This window comes from Dyadobacter sp. CY343 (assembly GCF_021390335.1).
Lineage (GTDB): Bacteria > Bacteroidota > Bacteroidia > Cytophagales > Spirosomataceae > Dyadobacter.
This window is the reverse complement of sequence record NZ_JAJUXK010000004.1, coordinates 1,287,126-1,301,332: the sequence shown is the minus strand read 5'-3', so window position 1 is coordinate 1,301,332 and position 14,207 is coordinate 1,287,126. Positions and strand designations below refer to the sequence as shown.

The following is a 14,207-nucleotide window of genomic DNA, read 5'->3' as shown; positions in this document are numbered from 1 at the left end:
ATGTGCCGGAGCGGATTTTATGGTTTCGGTAATTTCCTAGTTCTTCGGATCTGTGCTTACTTTTCCGGCGCCGGCTCCCTGCATTTGCATTGGGTTTGGCGCTTTCCTGGTTTGCTGCTTGAAGATCTGGAAGCGGGTTGGTTTCGCTACACGTGGAAAGGAATTGTTTTCTGTGTCGATATCAGCGATCTGCTGGTAAGGATCCAGTTCCCACTGTACTACTTTCTTTTTGGTTGAGATAACTTTGTTGATCTGCTGGTCGTTGAAGCGCCAGATCTCCGCCGGAAATACAGCCACAGAGTCGGTACCATCTTCAAAACCCATTTTAACGATCACCGGCATCGGAAGTCCGCCTTTGTTTTTAATGGATAAGGTGTAAAAATTCGTGTTTTCACGGATCAGCTCGCGCTCGGTTTCCGAAAGTGAAGACAGGTACTGCTCGTATTTCTGCTTATCTGCCTCCGTTACCTTAAATGGATCGTAGCGGTTGTAGAAATCCGCCATTGTGGAATCCTGCGCCACTACCGTTTCGCCCTTCGTTTTGGCATCCTGGATTTTGCTCATGGTATTCAGCCTCTCCGCCGCAGCTTTGCGTGCGAGTTCCTTCTCAATATCCGGATTCTGGGTATCGATATTAAACCAATCCACACTTAACAGATCCTGGTCCACAGCTTCTGTACCATAAAACCAGCCTTTCCAGAACCAGTCAAGATCCACCCCCGATGCATCTTCCATCGTCCGGAAGAAATCTGCCGGAGTTGGGCTTTTGAAGCGCCAGCGGTTTGCATATTCTTTGAATGCATGGTCAAAAAGCTCGCGGCCCATCACAGTTTCGCGCAGGATATTCAAGGCAGTCGCAGGTTTCGCATACGCATTTGGTCCCAAGCCGATCACGTTCTCAGCCGAAGCCATAATTGGTGTCAATACCGATTTGTCGGAAGACATATAATCGGTGATCTGGTTGGGTTCGCCGCGACGGGTAGGGAAGTTGTAATCCCATTCTTTTTCGGCAAGATATTGGCAGAAAGTGTTTAAACCTTCGTCCATCCACGCCCATTGCCGCTCGTCGGAGTTGACGATCATCGGGAAAAAGTTGTGACCTACTTCGTGAATAATTACGCCGATCATTCCGTATTTAACTGCCTCACTGTAAGTGCCATCTTCCTCTGGGCGGCCTCCATTGAAGCTGATCATCGGATATTCCATTCCGCCACCAGCTACGCCGTGACAGGAAATTGCAACGGGATAAGGATATTCAAACGTGCGGTCGCCGTACGATTTCAAAGTATGCGCCACTGCGCGGGTCGAATATTGTTCCCACAGCGGGTTACCTTCTTTTGGGTAAATAGACATGCACCAGATCTTGCGGCCGCTTTTGTAAACGTCGGTTTGCATCGCATCCCAGATAAATTTCCGGCTGCTTGCAAATGCAAAGTCACGCACATTATCCGCTTTGTAAATCCACGTTTTCTTACCCGGGTTCTTGTTTTCACGCTTTTCAGCTTTGATAGCTTCATCCTGCGTCACGATCAGAACCGGCGTTTTTGAAGTTTCCGCTTTTTTCAGGCGCTGCTTTTGCGTGGCAGTTAAAACCTGGGCGTAGTTCTGGCATTCACCGCTGGCTGCTACCACGTGATCAGCGGGCACAGTGATAGCCACTTTGTAATTTCCAAAGATCAATGCAAATTCTCCCTGACCTAAAAACTGCTTGTGGTTCCAGCCATTTACATCGTCATAAGGTGCAAGGCGGGGAAACCAGTGTGCGATAAAGTAGTTTGCGTTTCCGTCTTTCGGAAAAAATTCATAGCCGCTGCGGCCGTAGTATTCCGTGATATTGTAATTCCAGTCTACCCCGAAAACAATGCTTGTACCTGGTTTCATGGCCGCGGGCAGGTCAATGCGCATCATCGTACCGTTGATCTTGTAGGGAAGAGGCTTGCCGGCTTTGTCTTTCACGGCTGTGATATTGTAGCCATATTCGGTTTTAGGATCGAGCGAGGAGCCTCTGCCGTTATTCAGGTTGGCAAGCTGCGCGGTTGTCATTCCTTTGTCGCTGATCGCGCCGGTCCGGGACATAGCGCCGATCCCGTCTTTTTTGAAAAGGTTCTGGTCAAGCTGCATCCAGATGTATTTCAGATCATCGGGAGAGTTATTGAAAAAAGTGATCGTTTCTGATCCGATAATGCGGCGGTTTTCGTCGTCAAGTTCTGCTTTAATGTCGTAATCAGCGCGCTGCTGCCAGTATTCACGGCCGGGAGCGCCGGAAGCGGCCCGCGTGGAATTGGGAGTAGGCAGCATCGGGCCCAGTTGTTCAAACCGGTCGTTGTACTGATAGGTCGCCGAAGGCGGAAGCTGCTGGGCGAAGGTTGCGACCGACACCAGCAATAGAAATAAAGGGAGTAGCAGGTTTTTCATTTGGTTATTCAGTAATATAGTAATTGGTGCTAGTCAGCGGAGCCGCCGGTAATGCTTTGAAAAAGTTCGTTGTTTAAAATTAGGGAAAAAGCCATTCCGACAATAATGCCCGACAAAATATGGATCCAGCTCAGTCGCTGCACGCGCAGGATCTCGATAAGCAAGAAGGCGATTGAGAGGATAATGAATACGATAATAAGCTGGCCAAGTTCCAAACCCACATTGAAACCTAACAAAGGATTAAATATCCCGGCCTCTTTCCCAAGCAATGCGCGCAGGTAGTTCGAAAAGCCCAGTCCGTGGATCAGACCAAAGAAAAGCGCCAGTCCGTACCTGAGCATCGTATTATCATCCCTTTTAGCATAAGAACCTTTTGGTACTGTATAAAAGAAATTGAGACAAGCCGTAATTACGATCGTGATTGGTATCAGCAGCTCGATCCAGTCGGGATCTATGCTGACCAGGCCCAGTGTAGCAAGTGCCAAAGTGATCGAATGCCCGATCGTGAATGCAGTAACCAGTACAATTACCTTTTTCCAGTCAATCAGGGTATATATTGTACAAAGCGCCATGATAAATAAAATATGGTCATAGCCATTGGAATCGGTGATGTGTTCAAAACCTAATTGTAGGTACGCCTGAAACTCGGACATTAAGCTGGGATTAGATGAAAAATTCCGACAAAGTAATTGTCAAGACAAAGTAAATGAATTCGAATATATTGCATTCACAGGACGAAACCAATTTATCAATCTGAAAGAGCAGGTTTAAGGCAATGTTTGGGAGCTAATCAGGTAGGTTAGCCAAATATAGTGATCATTATCACCGAGTTACGGTTTTTGAGTGTTAACAATTAGATAACATTAGAGAAATCTGGGAGTAATGTAGCCAACCTAGTTTTGTGCCGGAAATTATTCTGACACAACATGAAATCAAGATTTTTATCATTCATCCTCCTGCTTATCAGCACGTCTGCTGCATTCGCGCAGACAGGTTCCATCAAAGGAACGATCGTTGATGCCCAATCCAAAGAACCGGTAATCGGTGCAAGTGTAGTACTTAAAGGCAGTACCCCGCCAGTCGGCGCTTCGTCCGACATCGAAGGTAAATTTGATCTGCCTGGTATTCCAACCGGAAAACAAACTGTGATCGTCACTTACGTTTCTTACAAGGCGAAAGAAATCGAAGTTACAGTTTACCCAAATCAGACCGTTTTAATCAACACTACATTAGAAGAAGATGTAGCCAACCTGACGGAAGTAAAGATCGTAGGCCAGCGCCAGACTTTTACAGACGTTTCGGTCATCACCGAGATCAAGCAGGCAGAACAGATCGCGGTCGGTATCTCAGCCCAGCAGATCCAGCGCTCGCAGGACAGGGACGCTTCACAGGTAATCCGCCGCGTTCCGGGGGTTTCTATTCAGGATGACAGATTTGTCATTATCCGCGGTTTGAACGAGCGTTACAATACTGTAATGCTCAATGACGCGATCACGCCTTCGACAGAAGTGGATGTAAAATCCTTCTCATTTGACCTGATACCGAGCACAGCGATCGACAGAATGCTGATATTCAAATCGGGCGCACCTGAGCTTCCGGGTGAGTTTGCAGGTGGGGTTATTAAAATTTACACCAAAACAATCCCTGACGCGAACGGTTTTACTGTAGCTATCTCTCCGGGTTTCAGGGCCGGTACCACTTTCAGTAATGTACTCGATTATCGCGGATCTTCGATGGACTGGCTGGGCTTCGGCGCAGGCGACCGCAAGCTTCCTTCTACATTTCCAACTGCGAGACAAACCAATGCAAGCCAGCCTACGGAAGCGACGTTCAATGCATTCCGTAATCTGCCTAAGTTCGTTGATACGTATACAAAAACCGTGACGCCGGATTTGCGCGTGTCGCTGGGATATAACAATAGCATGGATCTGGGAAGGCTGCGTTTGACGACCTTTAACAACCTGAGCTATACCAGTGCCAATCAGGTAACACCTACCAATCAGTTCCGTTACCTCGCATTCAACAACAGTACACAGGATTCTCAGATCGAGACGAGCTATAATGATCAGTTTTATGGTCACAATGTGCGATTGGGCGTAATGTCCAACTGGGGATTGATCTTTAACCCGCAGCACAAAATTGAATTCAGGAACCTTTTCAACCAGCTGAGCAGCAAGGAAACTACGTTTCGCCAGGGTTACAGCCTTGATAATGATCGCGATGTACAGAATTATGCATTCCGGTACGAATCTAAAAGCATTTATACGGGTCAGCTGAGCGGAACGCACGAAATGTCGGAAGCTACTACTTTGAAATGGACGGGTGCATTTGGATATACCAACCGCGACGAGCCTGATTTCAGACGTTTTGTAACGAGCCGGAACATTGGAACAAATGATCCGTTTACTGTGGAAGTAGTACCGGGCAGCAATGCAAGTTTGACCCGCGGCGCGCGCTTTTACTCTTCTTTGAAAGAACTAGCATCTTCGTTCCGCGTTGACGGCGAGCACCGTATCGAGCGCAACGGATATGAAGGAGAAGAAAAAATGCAGATCAAGCTTCGTGCGGGCTTGTTTGGAGAATATAAAGACAGAGATTTTGCAGCACGCTGGTTTAACGTAAACAATCCTGGCGGAGTACCCGAGGAAATCCTCACATTGCCGGCAGCACAATTGTTCAGTGATGAAAATATAGCTGCGAACAGGCTGCATTACGGAGAGAGAACGAATACGGATGATCAGTATGCGGCTCAAAACACACTTCTGGCTGCTTATATTGGCTCTTACATTCCTTTTACGCCCAGGTTCAATGGTTCGTTTGGTGTGCGTGCAGAACATAACCGCCAGCAATTGCAAAGCCGCCAGCGTGGTGGAGGCGATCGCGTGGATGTGAACAACCCTATTCTGCGGTTCCTGCCTTCGGTTAACCTTGCTTACAATTTCACCGAAAAATCATTGCTGCGCGTCGCTTATACCATGTCGCTTAACCGGCCTGAGTTCCGCGAGCTGGCACCTTTCACCTATTATGACTTTGCTTTCGACGTGTCAAGGGTTGGTAATGAGAACCTGAAAACACCTAGCATTCAGAATGTGGATTTGCGGTACGAATTCTATCCGAATGAAGGTGAAGTGATCTCGGTTGCAGGTTTTTACAAACACTTCAAAAACCCGATCGAAACCAGGGTCCGGTACGCAGGATCGGGGGTAACTTTCTCGGTTGATAATGCCGAAGAAGCTTATGCAATCGGTGGGGAAGTGGAAGTAAGAAAATCTCTAAAAAACCTCACTACCTCTTCACTCGTTGATAATCTGACACTCGTATTGAATGCGTCGGTGATCAAAAGTGATGTACTGACCGGCTTTGCGGGCCAGGAAGAAAACCGCCAGTTGCAGGGACAATCTCCTTATCTGATCAATACAGGTCTTTATTATAATGATGTGAACAGAGGCTGGCAGGTCAACCTGCTTTATAATGTGGTGGGAAAAAGGATTTTCCTGGTGGGCGACAAGGAAGTGCAGCCTACCGTTTATGAACTTCCCCGCAACGTACTCGACTTCAATATCATCAAAGCACTTGGGCCCCACCTCGAATTCAAAGCGGGTATCCAGGATATTCTTAATCAAAAATTCAGGTTGGTACAAGACAGTAACCTGGATGGAAAGATCACTGGCGTAGACGAATCTTACCAGTCTTTCCGCCGCGGATCTTACACCACAGTAGGTATTTCTTACAAATTCTAATCACCAAGCAACAAGTTTAAGTCAATCCAAATCAATCATTTTTATGAAAAAGTTCAGTAAATTATTTAACCTCCTCATGGCAGCGTTGTTGCTCACAGGATTTGCAGCCTGCAAGGACGACAACACAGAGCCGGAACCAGAAGAGCCGGTAGCGACTGAAATGGTGACCGTAAAAGGAAGCATCGCGGCCAACACAACATGGACAGCTGACAAGCAATATCTGATCACAGGATTTGTATATGTGGAAGATGGTGCAACACTTACTATTCAGCCAGGAACGATCATTAAAGGTGATAAAGATTCAAAAGGAGCACTTTTCGTTAAAAGAGGAGCGAAGATCATGGCGGTTGGAACTGCAACGCAGCCTATCGTTTTTACTTCCAATGAAGCAGCTGGTTCAAGAAGAGCCGGTGACTGGGGAGGTTTGGTAATCCTTGGAAAAGCACCTGTGAACAAGACTCCTGCCGTAATTGAAGGCGAAGGAAGAACTGAATACGGTGGTACTGAGGCTGCTGACAACTCTGGCGAGCTGAAATATGTGCGCATCGAATTCGCTGGTATTGCTTACGCTACGGATCAGGAAATCAACAGCCTTACAATGGGTGGTGTTGGTTCAGGAACCAAGATCGAATATGTACAATGCTCTTTCGGAGGCGATGATGCATTTGAATGGTTCGGTGGAACTGTGAATGCAAAACACCTTGTCTCTTTCCGTGGCCTTGATGATGATTTTGATACAGACAACGGTTTCAGCGGATTGGTACAATATGGTTTGATCATCCGTGATCCAGCGGTTGCTGACCAGGCTGGTGACTCTAACGGATTTGAATCTGATAACGATGGTGACGGAACAAACAAAACGCCGCAAACTGCTGCGAAATTTGCCAACATCACGGTAGCAATGGGCGACGGAACTCCGAACGGAAAATTCGCGTCAGCAGCCAGAATTCGTCGTAACTCGTCTATCTCGATTTACAACAGCGTATTTACAGGTGCATGGCCACGTTCAGGTGTTCGTATCGAAGCGCCTTCTTTGCCAAACTTTACAAACGGTACTTTGAAACTGGAAGGTGTTCACGTGGCTTTGTCAGGAACACAAGCGCAAGGCGCGATCGAAGGAATTACTGCTGCGCAATTTGCTGCGGGTGCTAAAAACAGTGTTGCAACTGTTGCAAGCCTGTTATTCCCAGCTGGTTTCAATTCGATTTCTGCAAAGCCAGCGGTATTGCCACAAGCAACTTCTCCACTTTTGACTGGCGGTACTACATTGCCAGCAGGATTTGAAGCAACTACTTACGCTGGTGCATTCAGCACAACAGACTGGACTGCGGGCTGGGCTAATTTTGATCCCCAGAACACAGATTACTCTTTGAAAAAATAATAGTTCTTATATAATTGGTGTCAGAATTTAAAAAGGCCGGAAACGTATGTCTCCGGTCTTTTTTGTTGTATCAAAATGCCGTTTTACTCCACAATACCCTGTCCTTTTTCCGCAGTGAAATTGTCCAGATCGTGTACAAATCCATTGATCACGGCATATTTTACTTTGCCTCCTTTTTTGAGAATGAAGGTTGCAGTATTACCCAGCCCAGGTACGCCCGAAGGTGCGGGTTGGCCGCTTCTTAATATATGTAGTGGGGTTGTGGTAAAATAAAGTCCAAGTGCACGCGTGTTGGCATCGGCTGCAAGCCTTACATACGTGTAGCCTTCTCTCAGGAGGTTTAATGCATTGAGCTTACTGATCTCGCTCACATTCTTGTAGGTAGTAGGGTAAACTTTTCCTTTTTCAATAGTATACCCTTGCGCATCAATCTCCTGACTTCCGTACTGCGGGTGCAGGTCGCCGAAATCTTCTATTTTACTGTAATAAAAGAACTTCGTCGCGTTGGAGTAGCTTACTTCATTCCGATTAATTCCAAGGTCGGTTGTAAAAGATTTTCCCGCTTGCCTTACCGTCGCATTCCTTACTACCAGATCATAAACCCAGCGACCGTTTTCGGGTATGTCGTAATAATCGTCACGTTTTTCTTTCGTCAGCGAGTTGTCGGCAATCTTGCCTAATGCAGACAGTATCGCCATAAAATTGAGCTGCCGGATATATTGCTTTTCCGGATCGCCTACATAGCCTCCCGATTCGATCAGTACCAGTGTAGTTCCCCATTTTTGAACATTATCTCCAAACCCGCGCGGCTCGTGATCGTCGGAATACCTTGCTACCTGGCCGGGAATGTACTTTTGCAGTATCTTATTCATACCCACAATGAGCTGCATGGAACGCTGGCGCACGTCGTTGATCGACAGCTCGTAATCATAAGAAGTCGCCAGAAATGAGATAGTCGCCACTTTTGGGCTCCTGCCCGCCGAGTAGCGCGGACTCTGGTCGTGGAGATTGAAACCGTAGTCTGGTTTTAGTTTATCCACCAAACCTTTCAGTATTACCGCCTCGGGCGTTTGTCGGGCTGCGGCGTCGCGGTTCATATCAATGCCCTGCATTGTGCGGCGCTGGTAGCGTTCTGCGCCGTCCGGATTGAGCATTGGGACGAAGTATAACGTGGTTTTTTCTAATAATTCCTTGCGAAAGCTGTCGAAGCCGTCGTTTTTGCCTTCCAGGAAGTTGAACATGTCAAAACTGGCCATGGTTGCGGTCGGCTCGTCGCCGTGCATTTGCGTCCAGAGCAGCACTTTTTTCTTGCCGGTACCTACTTTCAGCATCTGGATTGTACGTCCTTCGAAGGATTCACCCACCTTTTCAATGGTGTACATCGGGTTGCCCAGCCGCTTGGAAATCAATGGAAGAATGTCCTTTTGCTTGAAGCGCCTTTGTGTGAGTGTGGCTTCCTTAAATGTGGAATGTGCTTTAAAAAGCTTCTGCGCCAGCTCGTCGGACTGCGCCATGGATTGAGAAGTAACCAATGTGATCAGGAAAAAGAAAAGACGTGAAAAGAATAGTTTCATGATGGTAAAAGGCCATTTTGCAGATGCAATGTACAAGAAATCTCTAAGCAAATTTTAATGCAATTTTTACTTGACGGCTGCCGGTGTTCACTTTTTTTGCTTACATTTGTGGTATGATAATCGCTGAAACATATCATCATTTTCATCATAGCCGTCAGGCTTTCGGTCGTCTTGGGTGATATGTTTTTGCAAGTAGTGTTGTAATAAGGTTGAATACATAGTATCCCCCAGAAGCCCGATTTTTTAATCGGGCTTTTTTTGTTCTTTTCTCAATATCGAAACCGGATGAAAACCGTAATCATCAAATACAATGCAGGAAATGTGCAGTCGGTCATGTACGCGCTCGACAGGCTGGGCGCTGGGTACCTGTACACCGACGACGTAGCCGAGATCACTTCTGCCGATAAGGTCATTTTTCCCGGCGTGGGCGAAGCGAGCACGACCATGAGCTACCTGCGCAAAACGGGTCTTGACAAAATTATCCCTGAATTGAAACAGCCGGTATTCGGGACCTGCGTGGGCATGCAGCTGATGTGCCGGCATTCGGAAGAGAACAATACGGATTGTATGGGGATATTCGATGTGGACGTAAAACGGTTTCCGGCCGACTCGGGCATGAAAGTGCCGCACATGGGCTGGAACAATATAATTGACTACAAAACCCCGCTTACTGATAACATTCCGCAAAGTGCATTTATGTATTTCGTACATAGTTATGCGGCTCCCGTTTGCGAATATACTGTCGCCACCTGTGATTACGCATTCCCGTTCAGTGCGATGCTGCACCGGGATAATTTCTACGCGGCGCAATTTCACTGTGAGATCAGCGGCGACGCGGGCCAGCAGATCATTGAGAACTTTTTGAACTTGAAATCCTAAATACCCGACCATAAATGATCGAAATAATACCCGCTATTGATCTGATCGAAGGAAAATGCGTGCGCCTTACACAAGGCGATTACGGACAAAAGAAAATATATAATGAGCATCCGCTGGAAGTAGCCATGCAGTTCGAAGACGCAGGTCTGAAAAGGCTGCATTTGGTAGACCTGGATGGAGCAAAAGCCAGGAAGGTCGTCAACTGGAAGGTACTGGAAAGCATTGCTTCAAAAACCTCGCTGCATATTGATTTCGGCGGCGGCGTTCAGTCAGACGATGATCTGCGCGTGGTATTTGAAAGTGGCGCCAAGCAGGTTACCGGTGGTAGTATTGCGGTTAAAAATCCGGAGTTATTTACCCACTGGCTGCAAACTTACGGCGGCGACAAGATTATCCTCGGAGCTGACGCGAAAAACGAAAAGATCGCTGTGAGCGGCTGGGAAGAGGGTACGACATTATGGGTTTATGATTTTGTAGAAGAATATGTGGAAAAAGGCGTGAAATATACGATCAGTACCGACGTGGCGAAAGACGGTTTGCTGCAAGGACCTTCATTTGATCTTTATAAAAATCTTCAGGATAAATGTCCCGACCTGAATATCATAGCCAGCGGCGGGATTAGCGGAATTGGGGATGTGGAGAAATTAGCGGAAATGAACATTTGCGGTGTGATTATCGGAAAAGCCATTTATGAAAACAGGATCAGCTTACCCGAACTAATGCGTTTTTCATCCTGATATTATGCTGACAAAAAGAATAATTCCCTGTCTGGACGTAAAAGACGGGCGCACTGTAAAAGGGGTTAATTTCGTGAACCTGCGCGATGCAGGCGATGCAGTGGAGCTCGGCGCACTTTACGCAGCGCAGGGAGCGGACGAGCTTGTTTATCTCGATATCACCGCCACGATCGACGGCCGCTCGACATTTATCGAATTGGTAAAACGGGTAGCGCAGACTATCAATATCCCTTTTACTGTCGGCGGCGGGATTTCCTCGGTGGCGGATGTTTCGGCATTGCTGCACGCGGGAGCCGACAAGGTTTCTATAAATTCAGCAGCTGTCCGCAACCCGGATTTGATCAATGAGCTAGCTCTTGAATTTGGCAGTCAATGCATTGTAGTGGCTATTGATACGCGTTATATAGATACGGAGCACGGGAAAGAGCACATTGTGCACACGCACGGGGGCCGCAAGCCTACCAAACTACGCACGATTCCCTGGGCCAAAGAAGTGGAGGATCGGGGCGCCGGCGAGTTGTTGCTGACGTCGATGGACACCGACGGTACCAAGAACGGTTTCGCGCTCGAACTGACGGCGACAATCTCCGATAACGGTAATATACCCGTGATCGCCTCAGGTGGAGCGGGTAGTATGTCACATTTTTATGATGTTTTCACAACAGGAAAAGCTGATGCAGGTTTGGCGGCAAGCATTTTTCACTTTAGGGAAATCGATATTCCCGACTTGAAGGATTATTTGAGCGACAAACAACTTCCTATCAGACTGACCAGATAAATAATACAAGATGAGCGACACTTTTTCTACAATTGATTTTGCAAAATCGGCCGACGGGCTGGTACCGGCAGTTATCCAGGATTTTCACACTGACAAAGTGCTGATGCTCGGTTACATGAATTCCGAAGCTTTGGAAAAGACCAGGCTGGAAGGAACAGTTACGTTTTTCAGCCGGAGCAAGCAGCGGCTTTGGACGAAGGGTGAAACCTCGGGTAATTTCCTTTTTATTAACGAAATCATTGCCGATTGTGATGGTGACACTTTGCTGATAAAGGCCACTCCGGCCGGTCCAACATGCCACACAGGGGCTGATACCTGTTTTGGGGAAAAAAATAGTCAGGATGCCCGAATCGGGGAGGCTTTTTTTCTCAATTATCTTCAGAAAAAAGTAATCAGGGAAAGAAAATTAAACCCGACCGAGGAATCGTATACAAGCAGCCTTTTTAAAAGGGGAATCAACAAGATCGCGCAGAAAGTAGGCGAGGAAGCGGTCGAGGTTGTGATCGAAGCGAAGGATAATGATACTGAGCTTTTCAAGAACGAAGTGTCCGATTTGCTGTTCCATCTTTTGGTGCTTTTGGAAGAAAAAAACATTGACTTAGATGAGGTAATTGACGTACTTCGTAGCCGTCACCAATAAACACATCGTGCATGAAATTACTCCTACGACTTGTAATCAGTACTTTGGCTGTACTGGTAGGTGCTCATTTAATTCCCGGAGTTTCAGTCGAAAGTTTTACGACTGCAATCATTGTGGCCATCGTGCTGGGAATCCTGAATACATTTTTAAAACCGGTCCTGCAAATTCTTGCACTCCCCATTACGATTCTTACGCTGGGACTGTTCTATTTTGTCGTTAACGTATTTATCATTTACCTGGCTAGCTTTCTGGTAGATGGATTTTATATCAGTAACTTCTTTTCGGCTCTGCTCTTCGGTCTGGTCGTTTCTGTTGTTTCTGCTTTACTTGGTATGTTTTTGGACTAGTGTACGCGAGACCCGGAAAAAAGGGTTGGAAACGGATACACATGACTTGATAACTACCTGATTATGCTTAGCCAAATAGAGGAAATCAAAGACACGCTTTTTAAATATTTCGAGACTCGGATCGATTTATTTAAGATTGAGACCAGGGACAAGATTGAGCGCGCTGTTGTCATGGCGATTTACGGGGCCCTGGTGTTATGTATAGCGCTCACAGTACTGATATTAGTAGTTATACTACTCGGAACCTTCCTGAATAAATGGTTGGACAGCGATTACCTGGGATACCTGATCCTGCTTGGTGTATTTGTTATCAAGCTGATAATCTGGATCGTATGGAAAGAAAAGTTTATCCAGATGATACGCTCAGTGATCGTTCGTTTTATGAAGGATAAAGAGGAATAAAGCTTTGCTGGTCTATTTTAAGAAATAAATTAGCCCGAATTACTATTTTTGGATTCCTTTTGAATTCTTAGGGCACCATTAAACAGAAATGAAATGAGTACTCCAATAGATTCGTCGGTAAAAATTACCAAGCCTTTTTCGTCTGATACAGACAGAGATAAGCAGGACCTGCTACTAGATGCTGATATTTATCGTGACAAGCTAGAGAACCAGTGGACTGATCTGAAAACAGACGCTACTGCCTACGGAAAACAGGCTTTGATAATAGGAGGTGTAGTTGCCACTACATTTGTAGTAATGAATGCATTCCTTCCTAAAACGAAAAAGGACAAGCAGCGGGAAGAAGCTAAGAAAAGGGAGGAGGAGGCGGAGGAAAATCAGCTGCACCTGGTGACTAACAAGAAGCTTGACAAGGTGAAAAAAGAGTCGCAGGTTGCAGCGGCTGTTCAAAGCCTGGCCTGGACGTTAGCCGTGGGCTGGGCCCGCAAAAAGCTTAAGCATTTAATTGAAGACGAACGAAAAACTGAATGAAAACAGCGAATCATCAAATCGCAGACCTCCTTTTGAAGCGTAAAATAGAAAAAAGGAAATCGTTTGCCGTTCTCTTAGATCCAGATAAAGTAAATCTCTCCACTTTTCCGAAATTCCTAGAATATGCGGCTGGTTATGGCGTTGACTTCTTTTTTGTAGGAGGAAGCCTCATTACTAATTACGCGATTGATAAATTAATAGCTGCAATTCACGAGCATACTGATATTCCTGCCATTCTTTTTCCAGGAAGCAGTCTCCATATTGATCCCTCAGCGGACGCAATTCTTTTATTATCCTTAATCTCCGGCCGGAATGCGGAGCTGTTGATCGGACAGCACGTCATTGCGGCTCCTTTGCTTAAGCGCAGCGGCATTGAGGTACTACCAACCGGCTATATGCTGGTAGAAAGCGGGAAACTGACTACGGTATCTTATATCAGTGCCACCACGCCACTTCCACGTGACAAACCCGGTATCGTTGCATGCACTGCACTGGCAGGCGAATACCTCGGCCTGAAACACATGTTCCTGGATGCAGGCAGCGGAGCTCAGTTCCCGGTTCCCGGCGAAATTATCGCCGCAGTTCGGCAAGCTGTGGACACGCCTATTATTGTCGGTGGCGGAATCAATTCCTTTGAGAAAGCTGATATCGCGTTGAGTGCCGGCGCAGATGTGATAGTAGTTGGAAATGGAATTGAACAAAACCCAGAATTACTTCCGGAAATCGCCCAATGCGTAAACAGCTACAACCGGAAACTGCAAAGTGTGTGATAGATTCGCGAGA

13 protein-coding genes are annotated in these 14,207 nt (G+C 46.6%); 10 read left to right on the top strand and 3 right to left on the bottom strand.

Translation table 11 applies throughout. The features are described 5' to 3' along the window. Positions 1-36: 36 nt before the first annotated feature. Entirely contained in the window at positions 37-2,415 is a 2,379-nt protein-coding gene (locus LZG94_RS17540; RefSeq protein ID WP_233793082.1) for a M1 family metallopeptidase, read from the bottom strand. 29 nt (positions 2,416-2,444) lie between these two features. Next, positions 2,445-3,068, bottom strand: coding sequence for a HupE/UreJ family protein (locus LZG94_RS17535; RefSeq protein WP_233793081.1), 624 nt, complete (start codon positions 3,066-3,068; stop codon positions 2,445-2,447). A gap of 273 nt (positions 3,069-3,341) precedes the next feature. On the opposite strand from LZG94_RS17535, the gene LZG94_RS17530 reads away from it, so the two are divergent. Together LZG94_RS17530 and LZG94_RS17525 are read left to right on the top strand one after the other, a co-directional pair. Continuing rightward, on the top strand, positions 3,342-6,155 hold the full coding sequence (locus tag LZG94_RS17530) for a TonB-dependent receptor (RefSeq protein ID WP_233793080.1): 2,814 nt from the start codon (positions 3,342-3,344) through the stop codon (positions 6,153-6,155). Positions 6,156-6,198: 43 nt separating this feature from the next. After that, a complete protein-coding gene (locus tag LZG94_RS17525) occupies positions 6,199-7,536 on the top strand; it encodes a T9SS C-terminal target domain-containing protein (protein WP_233793079.1) in 1,338 nt (445 codons plus the stop codon). Between the two features lie 83 nt (positions 7,537-7,619). Here LZG94_RS17525 and LZG94_RS17520 read toward each other — a convergent pair whose 3' ends face one another. Then, positions 7,620-9,110, bottom strand: coding sequence for a M14 family zinc carboxypeptidase (locus LZG94_RS17520; RefSeq protein ID WP_233793078.1), 1,491 nt, complete (start codon positions 9,108-9,110; stop codon positions 7,620-7,622). A 285-nt stretch (positions 9,111-9,395) separates the two neighbouring features. On the opposite strand from LZG94_RS17520, the gene hisH reads away from it, so the two are divergent. From hisH to LZG94_RS17480, 8 genes are all read left to right on the top strand, one after another. Then, positions 9,396-9,989 carry an imidazole glycerol phosphate synthase subunit HisH gene (gene hisH, locus LZG94_RS17515; protein ID WP_233793077.1) on the top strand — a complete coding sequence of 198 codons (594 nt, stop codon included), beginning with the start codon at positions 9,396-9,398 and terminating at the stop codon, positions 9,987-9,989. 14 nt (positions 9,990-10,003) lie between these two features. Continuing rightward, the gene (gene hisA / locus LZG94_RS17510) at positions 10,004-10,726 is read left to right on the top strand and encodes a 1-(5-phosphoribosyl)-5-[(5-phosphoribosylamino)methylideneamino]imidazole-4-carboxamide isomerase (RefSeq protein WP_233793076.1); all 723 of its coding nucleotides are present in this window, start codon (positions 10,004-10,006) and stop codon (positions 10,724-10,726) included. A gap of 4 nt (positions 10,727-10,730) precedes the next feature. After that, the gene (gene hisF, locus LZG94_RS17505; protein ID WP_233793075.1) at positions 10,731-11,504 is read left to right on the top strand and encodes an imidazole glycerol phosphate synthase subunit HisF; all 774 of its coding nucleotides are present in this window, start codon (positions 10,731-10,733) and stop codon (positions 11,502-11,504) included. Between the two features lie 10 nt (positions 11,505-11,514). Then, complete coding sequence (hisIE, locus tag LZG94_RS17500; RefSeq protein WP_215234815.1) at positions 11,515-12,144, top strand: bifunctional phosphoribosyl-AMP cyclohydrolase/phosphoribosyl-ATP diphosphatase HisIE; 630 nt, start codon at positions 11,515-11,517, stop codon at positions 12,142-12,144. An 11-nt stretch (positions 12,145-12,155) separates the two neighbouring features. Further along, the gene (locus LZG94_RS17495; RefSeq protein ID WP_215234814.1) at positions 12,156-12,491 is read left to right on the top strand and encodes a phage holin family protein; all 336 of its coding nucleotides are present in this window, start codon (positions 12,156-12,158) and stop codon (positions 12,489-12,491) included. 63 nt (positions 12,492-12,554) lie between these two features. Next, positions 12,555-12,893: a phage holin family protein gene (locus tag LZG94_RS17490; protein ID WP_215234813.1), complete on the top strand. Its 339-nt coding sequence runs from the start codon at positions 12,555-12,557 to the stop codon at positions 12,891-12,893. A gap of 93 nt (positions 12,894-12,986) precedes the next feature. Continuing rightward, positions 12,987-13,424, top strand: a complete 438-nt coding sequence (locus tag LZG94_RS17485) for a hypothetical protein (protein WP_233793074.1) — start codon at positions 12,987-12,989, stop codon at positions 13,422-13,424. Continuing rightward, positions 13,421-14,194, top strand: coding sequence for a geranylgeranylglyceryl/heptaprenylglyceryl phosphate synthase (locus LZG94_RS17480; protein ID WP_233793073.1), 774 nt, complete (start codon positions 13,421-13,423; stop codon positions 14,192-14,194). The genes LZG94_RS17485 and LZG94_RS17480 overlap by 4 nt, the downstream gene beginning before the upstream one ends. Positions 14,195-14,207 lie beyond the last annotated feature (13 nt).

Bases quoted from the DNA above. Each gene is read 5' to 3' on its own strand.
- LZG94_RS17540 (WP_233793082.1), bottom strand. From the start codon at position 2,415: ATGAAAAACCTGCTACTCCCTTTATTTCTATTGCTGGTGTCGGTCGCA.
- LZG94_RS17535 (WP_233793081.1), bottom strand. From the start codon at position 3,068: ATGTCCGAGTTTCAGGCGTACCTACAATTAGGTTTTGAACACATCACC.
- LZG94_RS17530 (WP_233793080.1), top strand. From the start codon at position 3,342: ATGAAATCAAGATTTTTATCATTCATCCTCCTGCTTATCAGCACGTCT.
- LZG94_RS17525 (WP_233793079.1), top strand. From the start codon at position 6,199: ATGAAAAAGTTCAGTAAATTATTTAACCTCCTCATGGCAGCGTTGTTG.
- LZG94_RS17520 (WP_233793078.1), bottom strand. From the start codon at position 9,110: ATGAAACTATTCTTTTCACGTCTTTTCTTTTTCCTGATCACATTGGTT.
- hisH (WP_233793077.1), top strand. From the start codon at position 9,396: ATGAAAACCGTAATCATCAAATACAATGCAGGAAATGTGCAGTCGGTC.
- hisA (WP_233793076.1), top strand. From the start codon at position 10,004: ATGATCGAAATAATACCCGCTATTGATCTGATCGAAGGAAAATGCGTG.
- hisF (WP_233793075.1), top strand. From the start codon at position 10,731: ATGCTGACAAAAAGAATAATTCCCTGTCTGGACGTAAAAGACGGGCGC.
- hisIE (WP_215234815.1), top strand. From the start codon at position 11,515: ATGAGCGACACTTTTTCTACAATTGATTTTGCAAAATCGGCCGACGGG.
- LZG94_RS17495 (WP_215234814.1), top strand. From the start codon at position 12,156: ATGAAATTACTCCTACGACTTGTAATCAGTACTTTGGCTGTACTGGTA.
- LZG94_RS17490 (WP_215234813.1), top strand. From the start codon at position 12,555: ATGCTTAGCCAAATAGAGGAAATCAAAGACACGCTTTTTAAATATTTC.
- LZG94_RS17485 (WP_233793074.1), top strand. From the start codon at position 12,987: ATGAGTACTCCAATAGATTCGTCGGTAAAAATTACCAAGCCTTTTTCG.
- LZG94_RS17480 (WP_233793073.1), top strand. From the start codon at position 13,421: ATGAAAACAGCGAATCATCAAATCGCAGACCTCCTTTTGAAGCGTAAA.